A 25,083-nucleotide genomic window follows, 5' to 3' on the forward strand; every position below is an offset into this window, starting at 1 on the left:
TTTATAGAAATGAACAGTTTTAAGTGTTTACGATGTTTTGTATTTGTACCATAATTTTCAATAATTTTGCGTAAATTAATTGCAGTATAGAATTTTTGTATCAACCAGTATGGCTGCATTAATAATTTTTAAGGAAAATGAAAAAAACAAGAAATACTCTGGCACGTACAACTATTTTAGAGTTGATCAATGAGTCTGACATTGCTTTGTCTCACGCTGAAATCCAATCTAAAGTCGGAGATCTATGCGATCGAGTAACTATTTACCGGGTATTAGAACGATTGCTTGCCGAAGACCTGGTCCATAAAATCGTCAATATGGATGGCGTGGTAAAATATGCAAAATGTCATAATTGTGATGAAGTTCATCATCACGATCATATGCATTTCAGTTGTCAGAAATGTTTAGAAGTAACTTGTTTAGAACAGGTCATTCCGGTATATAAATTGCCAGCTCATTATCAGGTAACGGAGATGAGCTTTACCCTTGCGGGTTTATGTCCAACTTGCGCTGATTGATAGAGATTAAAATTTATTGAGGTTAATGTAAAAAAAGCCTACAAATTCTATAGAGGTTCTAACATGATTAGTCGATTATCAGACTGCTGATAGTTAAGGATTATTTAAATAATAGCGAGTATCGGCAGAAATTTTGTAATTTAGGGAGGATGTTTTTTAAACCTTAATACGATTAAAATGAAGCAATTAAAATTTAATAATGGAGATTTGATGCCGGCTATTGGGTTAGGAACGTGGAAATCAAATCCGGGCGAAGTTGGACAAGCTGTAAAGACAGCGATAATAAATGGTTACAGACATATTGATTGTGCAGCGGTTTATGGTAATGAAACCGAAATAGGTGTTGCATTAGCAGAATTGTTCCAAGAGGGTGTTGTAAAAAGAGAGGATTTGTGGATAACCAGTAAATTGTGGAATGATTCCCATCAATCGCAATATGTGATTGATGCTTTAAAGAAAACACTTAGCGATCTTCAACTGGAGTATTTAGACTTGTATCTAATACATTGGCCTGTTGCTTTTAAACATGGCGTTCAACCGCAGTCGAGCGAGGATTTTTTATCTCTTGAAGAGGTGCCTATTATAGAGACTTGGACAAAAATGGAGGAGGCAGTGAAATTGGGATTGACCAAACATATTGGGGTATCTAACTTTAGTATAAAGAAATTAAAAGACTTATTAAGTAAAGCGACGATCAAACCCGAAGTAAATCAAGTGGAATTACATCCTTTTTTACAGCAAAATGAATTAGTTCAATTTGCGAAGGAAAATCAGATTATACTAACGGGCTACTCCCCATTGGGATCAGGCGATCGTTCGGTAGGTATGAAAAAAGCCGACGAGCCGAGTTTATTGAACAATGAAGTCATTGCGGAGGTAGCAAAAGCTAACGGTTGTACTACGGCTCAAGTATTGATTGCTTGGCAGGTTCAAAGAGGTACTGCAGTGATTCCAAAATCAACTAATGCAGACCGTTTAAAACAAAACTTAGAAAGCGCACTATGTAGGTTGAGCGAAGAGGATATCAAAAAAATAAATGGTTTGGATAGACATTATAGATATGTCGATGCGAAGTTTTTTGATGTTTCTGGAAATACCTATTCCAATGTGTATGACGAATAATTAGTTAGTATTGAATTGTTAATTAACCTAGAGCCCAAATGAAATCATTTGGGCTTTTTGTTTTAATATTTTTTTTGTATATTAGTTAATAAGGTGATCTTTAAAGCAAAGAATTTATAAAATTGGGCTCGTAATAAGGTATTAGGAATAAAAGTTTACATTTGATTGATATTAAAAATCTTTATGGAGAACTACAAAAGCAACTACAGTCGAAAATTATTAGATTTAAACCTACTTACAGACAAGCAGTTTGACCGTATAGAGGCTTATCGCAAAAGAGATGTTTTCTCGGTACATTCCGAATTGAGAACTTTGCTTTATATAGGAGTATTGCTTTTTACCACGGGTATTGGAATGTTGATTTACGATCATATTGATAGCATTGGGCATGTTACCGTATTGGGATTATTATTGGTAGTGACAGCGTTGTGTTTTTATTTTTCGTTTAAAAAAAGTCCGAAATTTAGTCGGGCTGAGACCACATTTGAAAATCCGGTTTACGACTATATCGTCTTGGGAGGGGTATCCTTAAGCTGTATTTTTATAGGTTATTTGCAATTTCAATATGAGACATTCGGAACTCATTACGGATTAGCGACCATCATACCGACGGTGATCTGTTTTGCCACTGCTTATTATTTCGATAATAAAAGTGTGCTGTCGATAGGAATCACTGGACTGGCAGCCTATGTTGGTTTGACCACTTCTCCACAAGCCCTATTGCGCAATAACATTTACGACAATACCATACTGAGTTACTCGGCAATTTTATTGGGTATACTGTTGGCGGTTTGGACCTTGTATGCGTCAAAAGTAGCGTTAAAAAAACATTTTAATTTTGTCTATCTGACTTTCGCTTTACACCTGATTAGTTTGGCGGTTTTAAGTAACTTGTTTCAAGAAGACGGACTTTGGTATATCATTCCATTGATGCTGTCTTCCTGGTTTTTTTATAAGGCTTCTTATCAGAATACTTCAATTACACTTTTTGTATGCACGGTATTATATGCCTATATTGGTTTTACGGTTTTTGCCGTAAGAGTAATTGATTCCTCCGATATCTTAGATGATGTATTTGAAGGTTTGCTGACGATTTCACCGATCTATTTTATTGGATTGATCGTTTTGTTTATCAAATTAATTAAGAATTTTAATAAAAAAACAGCTGATGTTCGCTTATAATAAAACCCGTCTGGAACAAACTTTTTTGTTGGAAGAGGCTCAAAATTTAAATCAAGGAGGTTTTATCAATACCGATCAATATCGACTTATTGAAAACCAATTAACAGGACTAAAAACTCAAAAGAGCTTTTTAATTCGAATCGGCTTGTTTTTGGTTGGTTTGATATTATGTGGTTCGATATGTGGCGTTCTTTCACTTTCTACCTTTTCGATCCATTCAGCCACTGCGATAAGTCTCTTGGCTTTTGTGTTTAGTGGGCTTTGTTTCGCAATTTTAGAGTGGATGATTGCGGTAAAAAAGTATTATGGATACGGACTGGACGATGCTTTTCTCTTTAGTGGGCAAATCGCCTTTGCATGGGGTCTGTTTGTCGTATTGGATGGATTGGAATTAAGAGAAATTTGGTTGATTTGGTGCGTGATTATGGGTTGCGCCGCAATCACTGCATTTTGTGCCATTCGTTATCTCAATGTGTTGTCAACCCTAGGGGCTTGCGTTAGTTTGACTTTTGGAGTTGGTTATTGGCTGGTAGAAACGAAAGTATCAATAACACCTTTGTTAATGATGCTGTTTGCTGTTTTGATTGCTGTAAGCTTTAATTACTTAAAAAAGAGTTTAAAGACCGTATATTATTTAAAACCGATACAAACCGTAATATATTACAGTTACATACTGTTTTATCTGTCCGGAAATATCTGGGTAATCAGTCATTTTTCTTATTATTTCAGTGATGCTGAAAATACGGCTCCTGGTTTATCACAGCTTTTTCTATCGTATTTTTACTGGACATTTACCTTTATAATACCGCTGATTTATATATTTAGATCTATTAAAACACGTGATAAGGGTTGGTTATGGATTGGAATTGCAGCTTTGTTTTATTCCTTTTACAACCTTATTGGTTTAACAGCCTTTTTAAGTACAGATTGGTGGTTGACTTTGAGTGGAGCTTTATTGTTTAGTGGGTGTCTATGGGCGATTGCCAAAATAAGACACCGTCAAAGCGGATTGACTTTTGAAGTAGATCGACTCCGTGATGATCCAAGTTTTATTGATGCCGAAGCACTACTTGTTACGGCACAATTGGGAATGAAACCCGAAGTAAATCAAGAAGCACCAATGAAGTTTGGCGGAGGTGGTTTTAGTGGAGGTGGAGCAGGAGGTTCCTACTGATAATCATAAAACCCGACGTTTAACAGCAATGGTGAGTTAGAATTTCAGATCGTTTTATCGGTGTTATAAAAGAAAGGTCCCTAGAAATTAATATATAATTTCTAAGGACCTTTTAAATAGCAACTATATGAGTAGGGTATTGAATAGGTATTCCCTGATCAGTTTAAGTTCTTATTGTGAAATCGAACTACCGTTATAAAGTATAACCGATTTTTATATTTAGGTTAAGTGTTGTGGAGTTTTCATTACTTCTGTTATCGTAATAAACCGTGTTAAAACCAAGTCCAGCACCCAACTCATAATTAAAATTGGAAGAGGCAATATTTCTGCGCATATTCCAACTTGGAGTTATGGAGCTTTGTTTGTTAATGGAGCTGTTATTTTTCATATTGCTATGGGTTAGTAGATCGGGACTGTAAGAGGCTTGTAACGATATAAAATTAGCGCTGTTGTGTTTGGTGTTTTTACCATCTCTGTTTCGCTTATTAAAATTGTAATAATAACGAGGCTCCACACCAAATGATAGAGAAGAAACGGATTTAACATCATCAGAATTAAAATAAAAGGTAAATCCATAATTGGCATGTGCTTGAATCGAAAATTGATTGATAATAGCCCATTCGTAATTGGCACCCAAACCGATTAGGTAAGGAGTGATTTCTGCTCTCGAGTTTAATTTGTTAACTGTTTCTTGCGAGTACGTGGAAGTAATGCCAGTTAGGATAGCTATAAGTAAGGTGATTTTTTTCATGTTAATTTAGCTGGTTTTTATAAAAGTGATGGTATAAAATGTATTGTACGGCTATTTTTTGACTGTAGCGGTTAAAGTTTTGAAACTCATAGCTAGCTTCAGAAGAAAAGTTGAAAAATAATACAAATTATGATCATTATAAAGTTAAAAATCATTTATTATTTGTCATATTGTTTGTGTTGGTAGGTTTATGTTTGTATTTTGTTGGATATTTGTGTAAATGGTTGATCTGTTTGAGGGATATACCAAATAAAAAACGGGCGACTCACATGGGTCGCCCGTTTTCGGACAATAACAATTAACCTTAAATCTTATTATTTTTTGGCAGCAAATTCATCGACAAAGGTTTCGTCTGGCACATAATCGGCAGACATCAATTCGTCGTATTTTACTTTTTCGTGTTTACCAAGACGTCGTGCAATACTATCAAATATCGAGTAGATTACAGGTACGATTACCAAAGTTAAGAAAAGGGATGACAATAGACCACCGATAATAACGATCGCCAATCCGTTGTTCATCTCAGCACCGGCTCCTTTGGCTAGAGCAATCGGAATCATACCGATGACCATCGCAATAGTTGTCATCAAAATCGGACGTAAACGAGCGTGGTTCGCCGCTACTAAGGCATCGTGAGTATTGTCCCCCGCTTCCTTACGGTGATTGGCAAAATCGACCAATAAAATGGCATTCTTACAAACCAAACCGATCAACATGATAATACCTAAAATGGTAAATATATTTAAGGAAGTATTGGTGAGCCCCATGGCCAGCAATGCTCCAATAAACGAAAGCGGTACCGAAAAGATTACGATAAACGGTGTTGCAAAACTGTCGTATAGCGCAACCATTACTAAATAAACCAAGATAATAGCCGCCAGTAAAGCAATTCCCAAAGTACCAAATCCTTCAGATTGGTTTTCCATTTCGCCTCCCCACTTATAACCAACACCGGCTTTTTTCTCTAACTTAGAAAATTGTTCTTCCCAATCTGCAGCGATAGTACCCGTCGGACGACCGATGGTTTGCGCTTGTATGGTCACCGATGGACTCTTGTCCAAACGTTCCAACAAGGTTGGTCCTGATCCATAAGTAATATCAGCAAACTGTTCTAATTTGATGTTTTGACCAGCTGCGTTGGTGAATTTGATCGCTTTTACATCGTCAATATTCGTTCTAGAGAACTCTTGAAAACGGATGTTGATATCGTACTCATATTCTCCAGCTCTAAATTTACCGTCGGTATTTCCACTAAAAGCAGTCTGCATAGTCATACCTACGGTTTGTAGGTTTAATCCCAAAGCTGCCATTTTATCACGGTCTACCAATACGTTTATTTCTGGGTTTCCATCTTCTGAAGTCAACTTAACATCTGAAGATCCTGGAATTTTTCTCAATTGGTCTGCCACCTTTATAGCAAATTCCATAGCGTCTTCCATATTAGCACCTGTAACAGTTAAAGCCAATGGAGCATCTTCTGCACCCATTAATCCTACCGGAACGGTTTTTACTTTGGCTCCAACCAATTCTCTTTCCAGCTCTCTCTTTAGACGAGCAGCATAGATAAATGAACTTTCACTACGCTCCGATTTATCGGTTAAGGTAACCGAAATTTCCGATTTGTATTTGGTAGCTAGAGTTCCTCCCATGCCTTCACTAGTTTGCCCCACTGTGGTAATCATCGTTACCACCTCTTTTTTAGTACGCAAAAAGTCTTCCGCCTTTTGAGTCATAAAGTTGGTGTTTTCTACAGAAGCGTCTTTTTCCATTTCGATTTGTACCAAAAACTCTCCTTTATCGGTCTTAGGGAAAAATTCATCTCCGACAAATCCTAAAGGCAATAATGAGGCGGAGGCAACGAACATAACAATAACAATTACTATCGTAAGGATTTTATTGGTTCGGCTCTTTAACCCCCAAACCAAAAGGTTGGAAATAAAATGAGTGAATTTTTCCAGACCACGCTCAAAACCGTTTAATACTTTACCGATAAAACTGTGTGAATTGATGTGTTCGATTTTTCCGAATCTTGAAAACAACCAAGGCACTATGGTAAAGGATACTAATAAAGACAATAGGGTAGCGATGATAACCGTCACACAAAATTGTGTGATGATATTAGCAACTAAACCGGTACTCATCGCAATTGGTAAGAATACTACTACAATTACCAAAGTAATCGCCGTTACGGTAAATCCAATTTCCGAAGCTCCATCATAGGCTGCGCGGACTTTGTTTTTTCCCATCTCCATATGACGGTGAATGTTTTCGATAACTACAATCGCATCATCGACCAAAATACCTACTACCAATGAAAGTCCCAATAAACTCATTAAGTTTAAGGTATATCCCATCAGGTAAATACCGATAAAAGTAGCGATCAAAGAAAGCGGAATCGCAATCATTACAATTACGGCATTTCGCAAACTATGTAAGAAAAACAACATTACAAAAGCCACCAAAACAATAGCCAAGAACAAGTCAAACATAACCGAGTTTGCCGCTTCTAAGGTAAAATCACTCGAATCGTTGGCAATGGTTACTTCGATTTTTTGATCTTTATAATCGTTTTGTACGGTTTCAATAGTGTTTTTAACCAATTGACTTACCGATACCGCATTGGCATCCGATTGTTTGATAACTTGAAGTAAGATGGTGTTCTTTTGATTTAAACGCGCAATCTTTTCAACTTCTTTCTGACCGTCTTGTACATCGGCTACATCTGCCAAGCGAACCTGAATGCCGTTTTGAGAGCTGATGACTAAGTTTCTTAATTCTTCAACATTTTTGTATTTACCCGATAGACGAATCAAGGTTTGCTTGTCTCTAGTTTTGACGTTCCCCGTTGGGAAATCTAAGTTAGAAGCCAAAATGATTTGTTGAATTGCAGGAACACTTAGTCCGTAACCTTCGATTTTCTTAGGGTCGAGGCTTACCTGAATTTCGCGCTCTTGTCCACCGATTAGATTGACCTGAGCAACACCGTTTATTCGAGAGAAGATCGGCTGGATTTTTTTGTCTAATAAATCATAGAGTTCCTTTTCATCGAGATTACTAGTAACACCTAAGGTCATTACAGGTAAATCACTCAAAGAGAATTTATTTAATGATGGAGGATCCACATCGTCTGGTAAATCTTTTAAGATAGCATTGATCTTTCTTTGAGCGTCGTTTAAAGAGTAATCCACATCTGCTTCGGGGATTAAGGTAATAATCACAACAGATAAACTTTCGTATGATTTTGCCTCAATTTTTTTTACGTTCTCCAGAGAAGATACCGCATCTTCAATTTTTTTGGTTACCGTATTTTCTATCTCGGAAGGCGAAGCTCCCGGATAAACGGTTGAAATAGTTACCACGTTTACTTCGAATTTAGGAATCAATTCGTAGCTCAGATTTTTGTAACTAAATATACCGCCCAGTATCAAGATGATAAAGAGTACAATAATGATACTCGGGCGTTTTATGGATATTTCGGATATTTTCATTTTGTCAGCTGTTGGATCTTATTTAATGATGTTTACTGGAGTTTTGTCAATCAGGTTGATTTGTCCACTGATAATAACGGTTTCACCAGCTTTTAGGCCTTCTAAGATTTCTACTTTGTCACCAAAGTTTCTTCCTGAGATTACTTTTCTCAGTTGGGCTGTGCTGTCTTGTACTACGAAAATTTCGTTGGAACTAACACTACCCACAAACGCATTTCTCGAAACGGTAAGTATTGGTGTCGTTCTGTCGGCATTTGGATTGAATATGGCTGAACCATACATACCGGCTTTTAATTCGTTGTTCGCGTTATTTTGAATAACCATTTCAACTGGAAAGTTTAAAGATGCATCCGCTTTTGGTGCGATGAACGTAATTTTACCTTCAAATTCTTTGTCTGGAAAAACGCTGGCTTTTACTTTGATGACATCACCTATTTTTAACACGGCAACGTGGTTTTCATCAACGTTTACCTTGAGTTTTAATTTGCTGACATTAACCAACTCAAACAAGGGTGTTCCCGGTGAAACGAAAGTTCCCGGTTCTATGTGTTTTTTATTGATGATACCGCTAATAGAGGCCTTGATATTGGCATCTCCTGCAGTGATTTGTGCCGATCTTAAATTGGCTTTGGCATTTTCCAATTGAAGTTTGATTTGATCCAATTGCTGTTTAGTAACCCCACCTGTTTTATAGGCACTTTCAAAACGCGCTGCATCGGCTTGTGCGGTAGCGTAAGTGGCCTGTGCATTTTGTACGTTGACATTCAATTGATCTCCATTGATAACGGCAAGAGTTTGTCCTGCTTTTACAACGGATCCTTCTTGTACCAAAACTTTTACAACGCGACCCGGAGTTTCTGCTGACAGGGTTAACTCTTGCTCGGGTATGAAATTTCCATTAGCAATATACTCAGCATTGACGATTTCGCTTTTTACGCTTTCAACTCGTACGGCAACGGATGCGTTTTTTTCTGCAACTATGGCGGTTTCCGCTTCGTTTTGAGCTTTGTTTTTGTTTAACATAAAAACAATCCCCGCTAAAACAGCGATCAATACAATTCCAGTAATTATTTTATTTTTCATTTGGGAGGCTTAATTATTTGGTTAAAGATTTTAATGCTCCTTGAGCTTTTATTAATTCGATTTCTGCTAGTTTGTATTCTAACAAGGCGTTGGTGTAATTGTTTTCTGCTTCGGTAAACGCATTTTCTGCATCGAGTAAATCCGTTAGTGTCGCCAAACCATTTTGATAATTGTTGTGAATGTTCTCTTGAACATCTTTAGCTAGATCGACATTCTCTTTTTGAGAACTGATTGTGATCAAAGAATTTTGAATCTGTGTTACAGCATTTTTATGTGACAAATCCATGGCCTCGCGCGTATCTGCAATATCCAATGCGGTTTTCTTAAGATCGATTTCTGCCTGACGAACTTTCGAACGCGTAGCAAAACCACTGAAAATCGGCACTTTTAAAGTAAGTCCTACCGTAGCATAGCTAGTCCAAAACACCCCATCGCTCGGTTTCTTAAACCAAGGAAGTTCATTGCCTAAACCTTGATACGCAAAATTACCAAACAAGGCTAATGACGGATAGTATTCGGCAACGATAGATTTCTTTTTATAGGTCAATAATTCCTCTTGTTTCTTGAGTAACTGTAGTTCGGTTCTCTCATCGATATTGATCTCGTTTGACAAGGCGTCACCAGTGATTTCAAAAGTATCTTCAGGGAAAGTAATGGAGGTGTTTAAATCCATTCCGATCAGAAATTTTAAAGAATTTTCTTGTAATTGAATCGCATTGATACTCTGTTGTCTCTTTGATTTGATATTGCTCAGACTTACTTTGGTTCGGTCCAGGTCAATTTTAGTTGCCAATCCGTTATTGTAAAGACCTTCGATAATGCCTTTGATGCGTTCCGTGCTGTTTAGATTACTCGTAATAGTCTTCAACATCTCTTTGGACTGGTAGATTTGATAGTAGCTGTTGGCCACTTTTTCAATCAACTGTTCTTCGGTCAATTCTCTATTGATAATGTAGAATTCCCGAGTTGTTTTGGCCGCTTTTAAACCGGTGAAAACCGATTGATTAAAAATGGTTTGTGTCAAAGTTGCTGAAGCACTACTATTCCATTTTTGACCGAAGGGTACCAATACCGTTTCTCCAGGTTGTCCAAAAAACTCTCCCGGTAAAGCGCTTTGCTGTAACAATGGACTGTTATTTAGTCCTGCCTCTACACTGATGTTGGGTAGTGCTAAGGCGCGGACTTCTTGAATTTGATAGTTGCTGTTCTCAATGTCTAACTTGGCCTTTTTAGCGTCGGCTTTGTTTTCTAAAGCAAAATTAATCGCTTCCTTAAGAGTCAGCTTGAGCTCTTGAGCTTGGACCATAATTCCAAATAATAGGAAGGATAAGGTCAGTTTGTAATTATTCATTTGGGGAGTGATTTTCAATGATTGTTTCTAATATTTCAATTCCTTTTTGGGTTGCAATGCTGCGTATATGATATTCTAAATGCATTTTTTGTAGGCGATCATAAGAGAAAGCTTCACGCGGAAACACCTCTTCGTCATCCAAGGATACACATCCACCAAAAAATAAACGGGAGGTGAAGTGGATGTTGATGTTTTCTCTAAAGAGTCCTGTAGCAATTCCCTTTTGTAAATTTCTGGTGATCAGATGTTCGAAACGTTCCAATTGACGCGTTTTGATATCGGCAGCTATTTTGGGGTAATATTTGATCAATTGTAATAAAGGCGAGGAGTTTTTGATGTGAAACATTTCGTCAATTTTGCTATGAGCAACAAATAATTCGTCTATTGGATTCAAATTCAATTGACTAACTGCACAGATTTTTTCATTGATTTTATCGTTGAAGTAATCGATCGTTGCCTTGATCAAATCCGGCTTTGAAGTATAATATTGATAAATTGTTTTTTTGGATATACCCATCTCGTTAGCGATATCATCCATAGTAACATTTTTAAATCCAAGATTTAAAAACATATTCATAGCTCTATCTAAAATTTCCTCTTTCATTGGCTTTTTTATTTGGCGCAAATATATGTCGGAAACTTTAAAAACGAATATAGTTTCCATAGTTTTTAAATAAATTTAACATATCTTTGTCGTTAGGCGGAGTAAAAAAAAACGGTTACTTTTACAAAAAATTTTAATAAATGCAATCCATAATCGATTATAAGAATCAAATTGCACAACATATAGATGCTATTGATTTAACGGGTAAACCCATAGAATTGTACGCTCCAATCACTTATATTTTATCTTTAGGAGGAAAACAAATCAGGCCAGTTTTGACCTTAATGGCTGCTGAAATTTTTGGTTCAACAGCAAAAGAGGCTTTAGCGGCAGCAACGGCTATTGAGCTTTTTCATAATTTTTCGTTGATTCATGATGATATTATGGATCAGGCGAACTTGAGAAGAGGGCATCAGACCGTACATAAAAAATGGGATATCAACACCGGAATTTTATCTGGTGATGCCATGTTGATTTTGGCTTATCAATATTTTGAAAATTACGAACCGGTGGTGTTTAAGGAATTGGCAAAGTTGTTTAGCAAAACCGCAATTGAAGTTTGTGAAGGGCAGCAATGGGATGTTAATTTTGAAGATCGTCACGATGTAGAAATATCGGGTTACCTCAAAATGATTGAGTATAAAACCGCGGTTTTAGTTGGAGCAGCTTTAAAGATGGGGGCTATAGTAGCTCGTGCTTCTGAGGAGAATGCCAACTTGATTTACGATTTTGGATTAAATTTAGGTATCGCTTTCCAATTGCAAGATGATTTTCTAGATGCCTTTGGCGATGTAGAATCCTTCGGTAAACGCATCGGTGGGGATATTTTGGAGAATAAAAAGACCTATTTATATCTTCGTGCCGTACAACGCGCTTCTGAAGTTGAGAAAAAGCAGTTGATTGATGCTTTTACAACGGAAGCTAAAGATGAAGAAGATAAAATAGCTTTGGTTAAAGCCTTGTTTGTTTCTACTGGGTCAGTAGGAGATTCTAAGGATTTGATCGAAAGTTACACTCAAAAAGCATTGAGTATTTTAGACTTAATGGATATTGAAGAAGATAAAAAAGAAGTTTTGCATCAGTTTAGCAAAAATCTGATGGGACGTCAAGTTTAAGTTATGTTAGAAGCAGTACAGTATTTACAGAAAAACGTGGCAAATGAGGCCTTGTTTGTTCAATTGGTCGCGCAATTGCAGAAAGATTTTCAAATGGCTGTGCAATTAGAAGTTTTTCTAAATATCGGTAGTGCTGAAGACTTGGTTGCTGAATTGGAGAGACAACTGCTTCGATTGGTAGAAACCGATGCTTCTAAATTTTCCAGCTTATTATATAGGATAGATGTTTCCGAAGCTGCTATTGATGAATTGCAGCTTCGGGGACTTAATCTGGAACAGTATCTGTGGGAATTGACCTTTATAATTCTAAAAAGAGAATGGCAAAAGGTGTGTTTTAGAAATAAACTCTAATAAAAGGCATAAGACCTGTATTGTAGACGTTGTCTTTCTTTTTATAGAGCACGTTATACTTTAGTCCTGCCGCTACGTTTTGCGAGCGATAACCTGCTCCTAAAAACAACGCGGTATTCCAAAAATCATCGCTATAATTAGGTATGGTATAGGTGTAGGTGTTGTTAACTCGCAATTGTTCGAGCTCCATAGAGAGTTGAATTTGATCTATAGGATTGACTAAAGCAATTAAAGTTGGTCCGTAAATCCATGATTTATAGAAATCTTTACTTTGTATATAACTCCCTTGTAGAGCCACTCCCATCGCAAAAGTGGAGTTAAACTCATAGATAGCACTTGGTGCTAATAGGATATCGGTGTAATTATTACTGATACCAAGACCGAAAGCTCCCCCAAATTTCACATGTTTAAAAAAATCACTCTTTTTATTAATATTGTTTAAATCTTGTGCGATTATAGAATTGCATACTAGGAAAAAAAACGGAATAAACAAAAAACGTGTTAAATAAGTAATGTTAATTCTTTCCATCTTAGTTTTATAAAATATTTGTGAGATAAAAGTAACAAAAATATTAGAGATTTATTACAAAGTATTGTATTTTTGTGTAAATTATTTTAACCAAAGGTCTTTAGACAAAATTATGGACAGGTATTCCTTTTTAAACGCGGCACATACAGCATTCTTTGCAGAGTTATATGATGAGTATTTACAAAATCCCGACAGCATTGAGCCTAGTTGGAGGAGCTTTTTTCAAGGTTTCGATTTTGCAAATGAATATAGTGATGGCCCGGTAGAACAGTTATCAAAAGCTTACACTGATTCGGGTGACACCAAACAGTTGGAGCAATTTCAGAAAGAGTTTGCAGTTTTAAAACTTATCGATCAATACAGAACCTATGGGCATTTACTGACCAAGACGAATCCGTTGCGCGATAGAAATGTTGAAGCTCCAGATTTGAGTATACAGAATTTTGGTTTAACTACTGCTGATTTGAATATCAAGTTTGAAGCGGCAAAATCGGTTCAACTTCCTGTTTCAACTTTGTCTGAAATCATTAAACATCTAGAGCAAGTATATTGTCATACACTTGGTTTGGAGTTTAAATACATTATTAATGAAAAGGAAATTCAGTGGATTCAAAATCATTTTGAAGCACCAGAAGCCGTTTTTGATGCCAATCAGAAAAAAGAAATTCTAGGTAAACTAATTGAAGCGGTTTCTTTTGAGAACTTTTTAAATACTAAATATGTAGGACAAAAGCGTTTCTCATTAGAGGGTCTTGAGGCGGCTATTCCAGCTTTGGATATGTTGATTGAGGCTGCTGCTGCTAGAGGTGTTGAAGAATTGGTCATGGGAATGTCTCATAGAGGACGTTTAAACGTTTTGGCGAATGTATTCAAAAAACCAGCAGGAGAGATTTTTTCAGAATTTGATGGGAAAGACTATAATGAAGTTGAAGGCTTTGATGGTGATGTAAAATACCATTTGGGATTGAGCTCTATGAGACAAACCAAATCAGGTAATGAAATTCATTTAAACTTGGCTCCAAATCCATCGCATTTAGAAACGGTAGGAGCGGTTATCGAAGGTATTGCACGTGCAAAACAAGATCGTTTGTATGCTAACGATCCTTCTAAAGTGTTGCCGATTGCTTTGCATGGTGATGCTGCAGTTGCAGGACAAGGTATTGTATATGAGATTATCCAAATGGCTAAACTTAGAGGGTATAAAACAGGTGGAACCATCCATTTGATTTTAAACAATCAAGTTGGGTTTACTACAAACTTTACAGACGGTAGATCTTCGATCTATTCAACAGATGTGGCTAAGGTTACTAACGCACCGGTATTGCATGTTAATGCCGATGATACGGAGGCGGCAGTTAGAGCCATGTTGTTTGCTTTGGATTATCGTATGGAGTTTGGAACAGATATCTTTATCGACTTGGTAGGATACAGAAAATACGGACATAATGAAGGTGATGAACCTAAATTTACACAACCTTTGTTGTATAAATTGATTTCAAAACACCCGAATTCAAGAAATATCTATAGTGGAAGATTGTTGGAAGACAAAGTTATTGATAATGACTATGTGTCTGCTTTAGAACAAAAATACAAAGATGCTTTAGAGTCGTCTTTGGAAGAGTCTCGTAAACACGAATTCGCGGAGATTAAAACTTTCATGGAAGAAGAGTGGAAGGGATATGAAAAAGCGAGTGAAGAGAAGATGTTATTGACTTATGATACTAAGGTGTCTAAAGAGGTTTTGACGGATGTCGCTTCAGTGGTTACTGAGTTACCAACGGACAAAAAATTCATAAGCAAGATTAAGAAATTGATCAACGATCGTAAAACCATGTTCTTTGAGTCTGATAAATTAGACTGGGCTATGGGAGAGATGTTGGCTTACGGTTCTTTGTTGACAGAAGGTTTTGGGGTGAGAATCTCTGGACAAGATGTCGAAAGAGGAACGTTTTCTCACCGTCATGCTGTTATTAAAACAGAGGATACGGAAGAATCAATTATCTTGTTGGATAAATTAAAAGATAAAAAAGGGCAATTTAGTATCTATAACTCCTTGTTATCGGAATATGCGGTAGTGGGTTATGAGTATGGTTATGCCTTGACAAATCCAAAAACATTGACGATTTGGGAAGCGCAGTTTGGAGATTTCTCCAATGGAGCTCAAATCATGTTGGATCAATATATTTCAGCCGCAGAAGCGAAGTGGAATACGCAAAACGGATTGGTGATGTTGTTGCCTCACGGATATGAAAATCAGGGTGCAGAACATTCGTCGGCACGTATGGAGCGTTATTTGCAGTTGTGTGCAGAGGATAATATGTATGTTGCAGACTGTACAACGCCGGCTAACTTCTTTCACTTGTTGAGAAGACAAATGGTGGCTAATTTCAGAAAACCGTTAATCGTGTTTACTCCAAAGAGTTTGTTGAGACATCCTTTGGCCGTATCTTCTATTAGTGATTTTACTGAAGGTAGTTTCCAAGAGGTGATTGATGACCAAGTCGTAACAGCAACGGAGGTAACCTCTTTGGTTTTCTGTACGGGTAAATTTTATTATGATTTATTGGCAGAACGCGAAAAACTGGGAAGAAATGATGTGGCTTTGGTGAGAATCGAGCAGTTGTTTCCACTTCCAATTGATAAAATGAAAGCGGTAATAGCCAAGTATCCTAATGTGAACGACTATGTTTGGGCGCAGGAAGAGCCTAGAAACATGGGTGCATATAGTTTTATGTTGATGAATTTCCATGAAGTGCCTTTGCGTTTGGCAGCAACCAAAGCATATAGTGCGCCAGCATCGGGTAGTTCGACGCGTTCTAAAAAACGTTATGCCTATGCTATCGCTAAAGTTTTTGATAAAAACTTATAATAATAATTTCGTATTTTTACATAAATAACAATATCTAAAAGAATATACTGATGAGTATCTTAGAAATGAAAGTTCCTTCGCCAGGGGAGTCAATCACAGAAGTTGAAATCGCTACTTGGTTAGTAAAAGATGGTGATTACGTAGAAAAAGACCAAGCTATTGCTGAGGTTGATTCTGACAAAGCAACCTTGGAGTTGCCAGCTGAAGCTAGTGGTATTATTACCCTTAAGGCAGAAGAAGGTGACGCTGTGGCTGTAGGTCAAGTAGTTTGTTTAATTGATACTAGTGCTGCTAAACCAGAAGGTGGAGCTTCAGAAGCATCAAAACCAGCAGAAGAATCTAAACCGACGCCTGCACCTGCAAAGGTAGAAGCGCCAGTGGCTACAACTACGTATGCATCGGGTACGGCTTCTCCGGCAGCTAAAAAAATATTAGACGAAAAAAACATCGATACCACTTCTATTCAAGGAACGGGTAAAGATGGTCGTATAACTAAAGAAGATGCTGTAAATGCAGTACCTTCAATGGGAACACCAACAGGTGGAGCTAGAGGTACGGAGCGTAAAAAAATGTCGATGTTGCGTCGTAAAGTAGCAGAGCGTTTGGTTCATGCTAAAAATACTACAGCGATGTTGACTACTTTTAACGAAGTAAACTTGACGCCTGTAAACAAGTTGAGAAACGAATATAAGGATGCTTTTAAAGCAAAACACGGTGTTGGATTAGGATATATGTCCTTTTTTACCAAAGCGGTTACTCGTGCGCTTCAATTGTATCCAGATGTAAACTCAATGATCGATGGACAAGAGCAAATCAGTTTTGATTTTTGCGATATCTCTGTTGCCGTATCAGGTCCTAAAGGATTGATGGTGCCAGTAGTGCGCAGTGCAGAACTGTTGTCGTTCAGAGGTGTTGAGAATGAAATCAAACGTTTGGCTATTAGAGCTCGTGACGGACAAATTACTGTAGACGAAATGACAGGTGGTACGTTTACAATCTCTAACGGAGGTGTATTCGGATCGATGTTATCTACGCCTATCATCAACCCACCCCAATCTGGAATTTTAGGTATGCACAATATTATTGAGCGACCAATTGCAGTAAACGGAAAAGTTGAAATCCACCCAATGATGTTTGTGGCGCTTTCTTATGACCACAGAATCATTGACGGACGTGAGTCAGTTGGATTCTTAGTGGCTGTAAAAGAAGCCTTGGAAAATCCAGTGGAGTTATTGATGGGTAACGATATTAAAAAAGCCTTAGAACTTTAGTTTCTAATGTGAAAATAGCAAAAAAGACCTTCTGAAAAGAAGGTCTTTTTTTATGAAAAAAAATGCCTTGGTAAGCCGTGTTTACTATGGTTTTTCGATTTTTCTACTTAAAAGTCGTAAAACTTAATTTTCTGTTTTACAGCTGATTAGGTTTTTGTTTGTTTCGATATAGCATTTATTTACATTGTTAACAACTTGCCTTTTTTGTGAATAAGTTTTAGGATTTTAAACTTCGGATTGACAATAAAAATGACAATCTTTGTAAGAGATCGATTCTTCGATTCACAATGTTATTTAATCTTCATAATCAATATAGTATGTCTTTTCAAGAACCCATTTTAACTGAGAATAAAAACCGATTCGTCATTTTTCCAATCAAACACCATGATATTTGGGAGTGGTATAAGAAAATGGAGGCTAGTTTTTGGACTGCAGAAGAAATTGATTTGCATCAAGACCTTAGTGATTGGAACAACAAATTAAATGACGATGAACGTTATTTTATCAAACATATTTTAGCGTTTTTTGCCGCTTCGGATGGTATTGTCAATGAAAATTTGGCCGAAAATTTCGTCAATGAAGTACAGTATCCGGAAGCTAAATTTTTCTATGGTTTTCAAATCATGATGGAAAATATCCACAGTGAGACTTATTCTTTGTTGATTGATACTTATGTGAAAAATGAAGAAGAAAAAGACCATCTTTTTAGAGCGATAGACGTTTTTCCTGCAATCAAGAAAAAGGCAGACTGGGCTCTAAAATGGATAGACTCTGATTCTTTTGCAGAGCGTTTAATCGCTTTTGCCGCAGTAGAAGGAATTTTCTTTTCGGGTGCTTTTTGCTCTATTTTCTGGTTAAAGAAAAGAGGATTAATGCCGGGATTAACCTTTTCGAATGAGTTGATTTCTCGTGACGAGGGAGTTCACTGTGATTTTGCGGTGCATTTACATAATCACCATTTGGTAAATAAGGTTCCGAAGGCACGTATCAGAGAAATTTTGGTAGATGCTTTAAATATTGAAAGAGAGTTTATTACAGAATCGTTGCCAGCGAGTTTGATTGGTATGAATGCGGTGTTGATGACGCAATATTTAGAATTTGTTGCCGATAGATTATTGGTGGAATTGGGTTGTGAAAGAGAGTATAATGTGACGAATCCATTTGATTTCATGGATATGATTTCTTTACAAGGGAAAACCAATTTCTTTGAAAAACGCGTTTCTGAATATCAGAAAGCGGGAGTGATTAGTAGTAAAGACGATAATGATGGAAAAATTAGCTTTGACGCTGATTTTTAGTCGAGAGAACAAGATACGGTAGTGACTTCGGTCACAAACATAAAAAAATAAGCCCATGTTTGTAGTAAAAAGAGACGGAAGAAGAGAGCCGGTTATGTTTGATAAAATCACAGACCGAATTAGAATATTGTGTTATGAATTGAATGAATTGGTTGATCCTGTTAAGGTGGCCATGCGTGTAATTGAAGGACTGTATGATGGAGTTACGACTTCTGAATTAGATAATCTTGCCGCTGAGACCGCTGCATCAATGACGGTTTCGCATCCAGATTATGCTTTGTTGGCAGCGCGTATTGCCGTTTCTAACCTTCATAAGAACACTAAAAAATCATTCTCGGAAACGATAGTGGATATGTATAACTATATCAATCCGAGAACCAACCAAGCCTCTCCATTAATTGCCGATGATGTTTTTGAGGTGATTATGAAGAACGCAGAGCGTTTGGATTCAACTATCATATACCAACGCGATTTCAATTACGATTTCTTTGGTTTCAAAACTTTAGAGCGCTCGTATTTGTTGAAAATCGACGGAAAAATCGTTGAACGTCCGCAACATATGTTGATGCGTGTTTCGGTGGGAATCCACTTAGACGATATCGATTCGGTTATAGAAACCTATGAGTTGATGTCCAAGAAGTTTTTTACTCACGCTACACCAACCCTATTTAATTCAGGAACTCCAAAACCTCAAATGTCTTCTTGCTTTCTATTGACGATGCAAGACGATAGTATTGAAGGAATTTACGATACTTTAAAACAAACTGCTCAGATCTCACAATCGGCAGGGGGAATCGGTCTTTCTATTCATAATGTGAGAGCGACGGGATCTTATATTCGCGGAACTAATGGAACTTCTAACGGAATCGTTCCGATGTTACGTGTTTTTAACGATACGGCTCGTTATGTCGATCAAGGTGGAGGAAAGCGAAAAGGAAGTTTTGCCATTTATATTGAGCCATGGCATGCCGATGTTTACGATTTTATCGATTTAAGAAAAAATCACGGTAAAGAGGAAATGCGTGCTCGTGATTTGTTTTTAGCCCTGTGGATCAACGATTTGTTTATGAAACGCGTTGAAGAAGATGCAGAATGGACGTTGATGTGTCCAAACGAATGTCCGGGTCTTGCAGATGTGTATGGTGATGAGTTTGATGCCTTGTATGTGTCTTACGAAGCGGCAGGAAAGGGAAGAAGAAAGATCAAAGCAAGAGAGTTGTGGGAGAAAATTCTAGAAGCGCAAGTGGAAACGGGTACTCCGTATATGTTGTATAAGGATGCAGCGAACCGCAAGTCCAATCAAAAGAATTTAGGTACTATTCGCTCGTCAAACTTGTGTACAGAAATCATGGAGTTTACTTCTAAAGATGAAGTTGCTGTATGTAATCTGGCTTCTATTTCATTGCCGATGTTTGTTGAAAACCGCCAATTCAACCACCAAGCTTTATACGATGTAGTTAAAAGAGTTACACGTAACTTGAATAAAGTTATCGATAGAAATTATTACCCAGTTAAGGAGGCTGAAAATTCAAATATGCGTCACAGGCCAGTTGGTTTGGGAGTACAAGGATTGGCAGATGCTTTTATCTTAATGCGTATGGCATTTACAAGTGATGAAGCAAAAGCACTGAATCAAGAAATTTTTGAGACGATTTATTTTGCTGCGGTGACATCATCGATGGAAATAGCTAAGATAGAAGGACCGTATTCTACTTTTGTTGGATCACCAATTTCACAAGGAGAATTTCAGTATAACCTTTGGGGGATGAAAGACGAAGACTTAAGTGGACGCTGGGATTGGGCATCTTTAAGAAAAGAAGTGATGGAACACGGTGTTAGAAACTCCTTGTTGCTAGCTCCAATGCCAACAGCTTCGACTTCTCAAATCTTGGGAAATAATGAGGCTTTTGAACCGTATACTTCAAATATCTATACGAGAAGAGTACTTTCAGGTGAATTTATTGTTGTGAATAAACATTTATTACATGACTTAGTTGACTTGGGATTGTGGAATGAAGATCTGAAACAAGAAATCATGCGATCAAATGGATCGATTCAACATTTGGATTATTTGCCACAAGAGATACGCGATTTATATAAAACTGTTTGGGAGTTGAGTATGAAAGATATTATTGATATGTCTCGTCAAAGAGGGTATTTTATCGATCAATCTCAGTCGTTAAACCTATTTATGGAAGGAGCAAATTACGCCAAATTAACGTCAATGCATTTCTATGCATGGAAGTCAGGTTTGAAAACGGGTATGTATTATTTGAGAACCAAATCAGCAGTTGACGCGATTAAGTTTACTTTAAATAATGATAAAAAAATCGAAACACCTGTTATTGCCGCTCCTAAAGCAGAAGTGAAATCCAATGATGTTGAAGCCATAAGTGTGGAAGATTATAGAGCCATGATTTTAAATGCACAATCTGCAGAATTAGATGATTGCGAAATGTGTGGTTCTTAAAAATGAATTTTAATTTGTTATATACCATAGAGGCTGTCTTTTAAGATGGCCTCTATTTTTTTGTTCTTGTAGTGCTGCAATTTCCTGCCAAAGACTCCGAGTTTTGATTTCCGATTCGCAAGCAACTATTTCCGAAATGCGTTCCGTATCAAATCAAATTCTTTGTATCTTTGTACTTTAAATTATTAAAAAATGCAAAAAGACACTAAAAAAGGAATTTTTCAAGGAATCATTGAAAAAGATGAAAATGGAAATTATTTCTGTGGTCCTTATCTATTAGATTATAAACAAGTCGAATCCGAATTTAAATTAGGAGATAAAATCAGTATAAAAACCGTTATCGCTAATCCTAGCGATAAAAGTTATGAAACCTATCCAAAGAAATCGATGAAATTTTTCTTGGTTAGAGACGAAGACCGAGAAATGTTCTCTTAGTAAAGATAAAAAAAACAGCTTTTTGAGCTGTTTTTTTGTTTGATAATGGGCTATTAAATCATTTATATTGAAAATATTTGCACTTAAAGAAGGGCTGTTCTCTGTGGGGAATTCCAAAACGTTTCAACCTTTTAAAACGGGCGTGGATAAGTTGTCTGATCGCGAGCGTGGGAGCTTTTTATTGGCTGTACAACCGTTTCTAATTGTTTTGGATGACGAGGTTATTTTGTTGGACACGGGATTGGGTTTATCTGAAGGAGGTGTTTTGCAGTTGGTTAATAATATTAATAAAGTCGGGTATCAGGTGGAACAAGTGACCAAAGTATTGCTTTCGCATTTGCATCGGGATCACGTTGGCGGCATATTTGTATCAGCTGCCGTTGATGCTACTTTGACTTTTCCTAAGGCAACCTATTATGTTCAACAACGGGAGTTGGAGTATGGCTTAAAGCAAACACATGCTTCTTATAATTTAGAAGTGTTGCAAAAGATTGCCGCGTCGAGTCAGTTTCAATTTTTGACAGCTGATAGCGGAAAGTTGCACGATCAGCTTACCTATAAAGTGACGGGTGGACATACCCCATATCATCAAGTGTTTTGGATTAAAGACGATGCCGAAACCTTTTTCTATGGCGCTGATGTCACGCCTCAATTATTTTTTTTAAAACATAAAATGATCGGCAAATACGATTATGATGGAAAAAAAACCATGCAGTATCGTGCTGATTTTTTGCAAGAAGCCGTGGCGGAAGATTGGACATTTTTGCTGTACCACGATGCTGAATTTCCGTTGTGGAATCCCAATAAAGTGAGTTTGTAATCAGGTGATTTCTGATTATATTTGTGTATATTAAAACCAGTTAAGTTATGAGTGCTCTTTTTTTTATCGATCGAAGTAATATAGAACTGAATGAGGTAGTTTTTAATGCCGCCGTATCCGATCAGATCGATCAATTCCTCAAGGAATATCAATTTCGAGAAATTTTACTTCAATATGAATTGCCAGTATCGAACAAGATACTGCTCTATGGACAAACGGGTTGTGGTAAAACAATGACCGCAAAAGCCATTGCGAAACATTTGGATAAAAAATTGATCATTGTTAATTTGGGTACTATTGTTTCGTCTAAATTAGGTGAAACAGCTAAAAATATTGAAGGTCTGTTTCGAGAGATTCAATATGAAAGTGCGGTTTTGTTTTTTGATGAATTTGATTCTTTAGGGCAAATTCGCGATTACGACAATAAAGATAATAGTGAGATGAAAAGAGTGGTCAATGCTATTTTACAGCTGATAGATGGTTTTCCTCAAAAATCCATTTTGATGGCGGCGACCAATCAAATACAAATGATAGATCCAGCCCTCGTGCGTCGTTTTGAGATGCATTTGGAGTATACATCACCTTCTGATGAAGTCTTGGACCAATATTATGATAAAATGCTTTCAAAGTATCCTGAAGAGTTTCGTGCAGTGTCGCGTTTGTATAATGTGTCTTTTGCTGAAGCCAAAAATCAAATATTCAAGTCGGTTAAAAATAATATCATTAACAGTCAGTTAGTAGTCTGATCTTAGCAGTGTGTTTAAGTTTAAAAAACGATAATTTTACAAGAGATAAAAAATAAAATATGATGAAATGGGAAAAGCTGTTGTCTTTAAAAAAGCACGGTGATCGTATAGAAAGAAAGCGAAAAGATGAAAATGAAACCCGTATCGGTTTTGAGGTTGATTACGACCGAATCATTTTCTCGTCGGCTTTTAGAAGTTTACAAGACAAAACACAGGTAATTCCCTTGTCAAAAACAGATTTTGTTCATACGCGTTTAACGCATAGTTTGGAGGTTTCTGTGGTTGGTCGTTCCTTAGGACGTCTAGTGGGGCAGCAGATCTTGCAAAAGTATCCGCATTTGGATCAGGATTTGGGTTATACCGTCAATGATTTTGGAGCTATAGTAGCAGCAGCTTCGTTGGCACATGATATTGGAAATCCTCCTTTTGGACATTCAGGTGAAAAAGCGATTGGAGATTTCTTTAGTCGAGGTAAAGGCAAGATATATCGGGACGAACTCACCGATAAAGAATGGCAGGATTTGATTGACTTCGAAGGAAATGCGAACGGATTTTCGGTTTTGACAAAATCTCGTCCAGGTATAGAAGGCGGTGTGCGTATTTCGTATGCTACCTTAGGAGCATTTATGAAATATCCTAAAGAGAGTTTACCCAAAAAACCAACCCGTGATATTTGTGATAAAAAATACGGTTTTTTTCAGTCCGATAAAGAGGCGTTTGTAGCAGTAGCTGACGATTTAGGCTTGCTTCGAAAGCAAAGAGATGAATTGGCATTTCGCAGACATCCCTTGTCGTATTTGGTAGAGGCAGCAGATGATATCTGTTATACTATTATCGATTTTGAAGACGGGATTAATCTGGGGCTAATTCCAGAAGAACACGCCTTGGAATTTTTAATTAAAATTGTACAGAAGAGTATCAATGCACAGAAATATGCCCAATTATCTTGTACGGAAGATCGCGTAAGTTATTTAAGGGCTTTGGCAATTGGAAGTTTGATTCAAGATGCAGTACGGATTTTTGTAGAGCATGAAGAGCGCATCTTAGCAGGCGATTTCCCGTACGCTTTAATGGATAAATGCGCTTATGTTGCTCAGATGAAAGATGTGATTTCATTAAGTGTAAATAAAGTTTATCAAAGCAAAGGAGTTATTGAAAAAGAAGTAGTCGGATATCAGGTGATTCATACCTTGTTGGATCATTTTTGTACGGCCTATAACAATTCTTTTTATGGAGAGGAAACCCATTATGATTCGTTGATGTTAAAACTTTTACCAGAAAAATATCTTAGTGAAAATGATAGTTTGTATGAACGATTGATGAGTATCTGCCATTTTATATCAATGCTTACGGATGGAAAGGCCTTGGAATTGTACAGAACAATTAAAGTAACTGCATAAGAAGTAAATAAAAAAAACGAAAAAGGGCTGTTTCCATTTAGGAGACAGCCCTTTTTTTTGGTCTTTTTTTAACGATAAAACCTTAAAAAGTATGGAGGCTACTAAAAGAGTAGCCTCCAGTAGTGATCTTATTTAACGCTTACACGTCGATACTACTTATTGATTTGTACCCATCCCGTTCTGGTTTTACCACGAGAAATCACCACGTAATAGTAAGTTCCATCAGGAAGGATTTTATCTCCTTTACCTTGTCCTTGCCACTGATTGGTATAGTTTCCGTCAAAGCTGTATACCTCTGAACCGTAACGGTTGTAGATTTTGATACTGCTAACCCCGTGATTGGATAAGTCAAAACGATCGTTTAATCCGTCGCCATTAGGAGAAATTCCCTTTGGTATTGGACATTCCTCGTAAGTTACCGTATAACTACTTTGGTCTACACATAAGCCATCTTCAGAGGAAGCATATACGTAAATGGTGGTAGCTAAAGGAACTAGAGTTCCAGG

At 37.1% G+C, this 25,083-nt stretch carries 21 protein-coding genes; 14 read left to right on the top strand and 7 right to left on the bottom strand.

The genetic code is table 11. The features are described from left to right. Nucleotides 1-137: 137 nt before the first annotated feature. The 4 genes from L1275_RS06030 to L1275_RS06045 all read left to right on the top strand — a co-directional run bounded on the left by L1275_RS06030 (nucleotide 138) and on the right by L1275_RS06045 (nucleotide 3,996). A complete protein-coding gene (locus L1275_RS06030) occupies nucleotides 138-518 on the top strand; it encodes a Fur family transcriptional regulator (RefSeq protein ID WP_253470836.1) in 381 nt (126 codons plus the stop codon). Between the two features lie 177 nt (nucleotides 519-695). After that, entirely contained in the window at nucleotides 696-1,640 is a 945-nt protein-coding gene (locus L1275_RS06035) for an aldo/keto reductase (RefSeq protein WP_253470838.1), read from the top strand. A gap of 183 nt (nucleotides 1,641-1,823) precedes the next feature. Further along, on the top strand, nucleotides 1,824-2,822 hold the full coding sequence (locus L1275_RS06040) for a DUF2157 domain-containing protein (RefSeq protein ID WP_253470840.1): 999 nt from the start codon (nucleotides 1,824-1,826) through the stop codon (nucleotides 2,820-2,822). After that, nucleotides 2,809-3,996, top strand: coding sequence for a hypothetical protein (locus L1275_RS06045; protein WP_253470842.1), 1,188 nt, complete (start codon nucleotides 2,809-2,811; stop codon nucleotides 3,994-3,996). Before L1275_RS06040 ends, L1275_RS06045 begins: the two co-directional genes overlap by 14 nt. 193 nt (nucleotides 3,997-4,189) lie before the next feature. On the opposite strand, the gene L1275_RS06050 is transcribed toward L1275_RS06045, so the two are convergent. The 5 genes from L1275_RS06050 to L1275_RS06070 all read right to left on the bottom strand — a co-directional run bounded on the left by L1275_RS06050 (nucleotide 4,190) and on the right by L1275_RS06070 (nucleotide 11,273). Beyond that, complete coding sequence (locus tag L1275_RS06050; RefSeq protein WP_253470852.1) at nucleotides 4,190-4,747, bottom strand: hypothetical protein; 558 nt, start codon at nucleotides 4,745-4,747, stop codon at nucleotides 4,190-4,192. 314 nt (nucleotides 4,748-5,061) lie between these two features. Then, on the bottom strand, nucleotides 5,062-8,235 hold the full coding sequence (locus L1275_RS06055) for an efflux RND transporter permease subunit (RefSeq protein ID WP_253470854.1): 3,174 nt from the start codon (nucleotides 8,233-8,235) through the stop codon (nucleotides 5,062-5,064). A gap of 18 nt (nucleotides 8,236-8,253) precedes the next feature. Continuing rightward, on the bottom strand, nucleotides 8,254-9,318 hold the full coding sequence (locus L1275_RS06060) for an efflux RND transporter periplasmic adaptor subunit (protein WP_253470855.1): 1,065 nt from the start codon (nucleotides 9,316-9,318) through the stop codon (nucleotides 8,254-8,256). A 13-nt stretch (nucleotides 9,319-9,331) separates the two neighbouring features. Then, nucleotides 9,332-10,669 carry a TolC family protein gene (locus tag L1275_RS06065; protein ID WP_253470857.1) on the bottom strand — a complete coding sequence of 446 codons (1,338 nt, stop codon included), beginning with the start codon at nucleotides 10,667-10,669 and terminating at the stop codon, nucleotides 9,332-9,334. Continuing rightward, complete coding sequence (locus tag L1275_RS06070) at nucleotides 10,662-11,273, bottom strand: TetR/AcrR family transcriptional regulator (protein WP_253470858.1); 612 nt, start codon at nucleotides 11,271-11,273, stop codon at nucleotides 10,662-10,664. The genes L1275_RS06065 and L1275_RS06070 overlap by 8 nt, the downstream gene beginning before the upstream one ends. Before the next feature lie 140 nt (nucleotides 11,274-11,413). On the opposite strand from L1275_RS06070, the gene L1275_RS06075 reads away from it, so the two are divergent. Together L1275_RS06075 and L1275_RS06080 are read left to right on the top strand one after the other, a co-directional pair. Then, nucleotides 11,414-12,388: a polyprenyl synthetase family protein gene (locus L1275_RS06075; RefSeq protein ID WP_253470860.1), complete on the top strand. Its 975-nt coding sequence runs from the start codon at nucleotides 11,414-11,416 to the stop codon at nucleotides 12,386-12,388. A 3-nt stretch (nucleotides 12,389-12,391) separates the two neighbouring features. Next, nucleotides 12,392-12,739 (top strand): hypothetical protein, encoded by a 348-nt coding sequence (locus tag L1275_RS06080; RefSeq protein ID WP_253470863.1) that lies wholly within the window; start codon nucleotides 12,392-12,394, stop codon nucleotides 12,737-12,739. Here L1275_RS06080 and L1275_RS06085 read toward each other — a convergent pair. After that, nucleotides 12,723-13,268 carry a hypothetical protein gene (locus tag L1275_RS06085; protein WP_253470865.1) on the bottom strand — a complete coding sequence of 182 codons (546 nt, stop codon included), beginning with the start codon at nucleotides 13,266-13,268 and terminating at the stop codon, nucleotides 12,723-12,725. The two genes, L1275_RS06080 and L1275_RS06085, sit on opposite strands and share 17 nt — an antisense overlap. 112 nt (nucleotides 13,269-13,380) lie before the next feature. On the opposite strand from L1275_RS06085, the gene L1275_RS06090 reads away from it, so the two are divergent. The 8 genes from L1275_RS06090 (at nucleotide 13,381) to dgt (ending at nucleotide 24,577) form a co-directional block, all read left to right on the top strand. Further along, a complete protein-coding gene (locus tag L1275_RS06090; protein WP_253470867.1) occupies nucleotides 13,381-16,137 on the top strand; it encodes a 2-oxoglutarate dehydrogenase E1 component in 2,757 nt (918 codons plus the stop codon). Nucleotides 16,138-16,187: 50 nt separating this feature from the next. Continuing rightward, nucleotides 16,188-17,408, top strand: a complete 1,221-nt coding sequence (gene odhB, locus L1275_RS06095; protein ID WP_253470869.1) for a 2-oxoglutarate dehydrogenase complex dihydrolipoyllysine-residue succinyltransferase — start codon at nucleotides 16,188-16,190, stop codon at nucleotides 17,406-17,408. Between the two features lie 317 nt (nucleotides 17,409-17,725). Further along, nucleotides 17,726-18,706, top strand: coding sequence for a ribonucleotide-diphosphate reductase subunit beta (locus L1275_RS06100; RefSeq protein ID WP_253470870.1), 981 nt, complete (start codon nucleotides 17,726-17,728; stop codon nucleotides 18,704-18,706). A gap of 55 nt (nucleotides 18,707-18,761) precedes the next feature. Further along, entirely contained in the window at nucleotides 18,762-21,176 is a 2,415-nt protein-coding gene (locus tag L1275_RS06105) for a ribonucleoside-diphosphate reductase subunit alpha (RefSeq protein WP_253470871.1), read from the top strand. A gap of 192 nt (nucleotides 21,177-21,368) precedes the next feature. Beyond that, nucleotides 21,369-21,611 carry a hypothetical protein gene (locus L1275_RS06110; RefSeq protein WP_219290367.1) on the top strand — a complete coding sequence of 81 codons (243 nt, stop codon included), beginning with the start codon at nucleotides 21,369-21,371 and terminating at the stop codon, nucleotides 21,609-21,611. Between the two features lie 67 nt (nucleotides 21,612-21,678). Beyond that, nucleotides 21,679-22,431, top strand: a complete 753-nt coding sequence (locus tag L1275_RS06115) for an MBL fold metallo-hydrolase (RefSeq protein ID WP_253470872.1) — start codon at nucleotides 21,679-21,681, stop codon at nucleotides 22,429-22,431. Nucleotides 22,432-22,478: 47 nt separating this feature from the next. Beyond that, nucleotides 22,479-23,177: an AAA family ATPase gene (locus L1275_RS06120; protein ID WP_253470873.1), complete on the top strand. Its 699-nt coding sequence runs from the start codon at nucleotides 22,479-22,481 to the stop codon at nucleotides 23,175-23,177. 62 nt (nucleotides 23,178-23,239) lie between these two features. Next, the gene (gene dgt, locus L1275_RS06125) at nucleotides 23,240-24,577 is read left to right on the top strand and encodes a dGTP triphosphohydrolase (protein ID WP_253470883.1); all 1,338 of its coding nucleotides are present in this window, start codon (nucleotides 23,240-23,242) and stop codon (nucleotides 24,575-24,577) included. A gap of 152 nt (nucleotides 24,578-24,729) precedes the next feature. Here the strand turns inward: dgt and L1275_RS06130 are convergent. After that, nucleotides 24,730-25,083: gliding motility-associated C-terminal domain-containing protein (locus tag L1275_RS06130; RefSeq protein WP_253470874.1), on the bottom strand; the 354-nt coding region annotated here is incomplete at its 5' end.

Source organism: Flavobacterium sp. HSC-61S13, assembly GCF_024171535.1.
In the GTDB taxonomy this organism is placed as follows: domain Bacteria; phylum Bacteroidota; class Bacteroidia; order Flavobacteriales; family Flavobacteriaceae; genus Flavobacterium.

Coding starts and splice junctions, on each gene's coding strand:
- L1275_RS06030 (WP_253470836.1), top strand. CDS start 138: ATGAAAAAAACAAGAAATACTCTGGCACGTACAACTATTTTAGAGTTG.
- L1275_RS06035 (WP_253470838.1), top strand. CDS start 696: ATGAAGCAATTAAAATTTAATAATGGAGATTTGATGCCGGCTATTGGG.
- L1275_RS06040 (WP_253470840.1), top strand. CDS start 1,824: ATGGAGAACTACAAAAGCAACTACAGTCGAAAATTATTAGATTTAAAC.
- L1275_RS06045 (WP_253470842.1), top strand. CDS start 2,809: ATGTTCGCTTATAATAAAACCCGTCTGGAACAAACTTTTTTGTTGGAA.
- L1275_RS06050 (WP_253470852.1), bottom strand. CDS start 4,747: ATGAAAAAAATCACCTTACTTATAGCTATCCTAACTGGCATTACTTCC.
- L1275_RS06055 (WP_253470854.1), bottom strand. CDS start 8,235: ATGAAAATATCCGAAATATCCATAAAACGCCCGAGTATCATTATTGTA.
- L1275_RS06060 (WP_253470855.1), bottom strand. CDS start 9,318: ATGAAAAATAAAATAATTACTGGAATTGTATTGATCGCTGTTTTAGCG.
- L1275_RS06065 (WP_253470857.1), bottom strand. CDS start 10,669: ATGAATAATTACAAACTGACCTTATCCTTCCTATTATTTGGAATTATG.
- L1275_RS06070 (WP_253470858.1), bottom strand. CDS start 11,273: ATGAAAGAGGAAATTTTAGATAGAGCTATGAATATGTTTTTAAATCTT.
- L1275_RS06075 (WP_253470860.1), top strand. CDS start 11,414: ATGCAATCCATAATCGATTATAAGAATCAAATTGCACAACATATAGAT.
- L1275_RS06080 (WP_253470863.1), top strand. CDS start 12,392: ATGTTAGAAGCAGTACAGTATTTACAGAAAAACGTGGCAAATGAGGCC.
- L1275_RS06085 (WP_253470865.1), bottom strand. CDS start 13,268: ATGGAAAGAATTAACATTACTTATTTAACACGTTTTTTGTTTATTCCG.
- L1275_RS06090 (WP_253470867.1), top strand. CDS start 13,381: ATGGACAGGTATTCCTTTTTAAACGCGGCACATACAGCATTCTTTGCA.
- odhB (WP_253470869.1), top strand. CDS start 16,188: ATGAGTATCTTAGAAATGAAAGTTCCTTCGCCAGGGGAGTCAATCACA.
- L1275_RS06100 (WP_253470870.1), top strand. CDS start 17,726: ATGTCTTTTCAAGAACCCATTTTAACTGAGAATAAAAACCGATTCGTC.
- L1275_RS06105 (WP_253470871.1), top strand. CDS start 18,762: ATGTTTGTAGTAAAAAGAGACGGAAGAAGAGAGCCGGTTATGTTTGAT.
- L1275_RS06110 (WP_219290367.1), top strand. CDS start 21,369: ATGCAAAAAGACACTAAAAAAGGAATTTTTCAAGGAATCATTGAAAAA.
- L1275_RS06120 (WP_253470873.1), top strand. CDS start 22,479: ATGAGTGCTCTTTTTTTTATCGATCGAAGTAATATAGAACTGAATGAG.
- dgt (WP_253470883.1), top strand. CDS start 23,240: ATGAAATGGGAAAAGCTGTTGTCTTTAAAAAAGCACGGTGATCGTATA.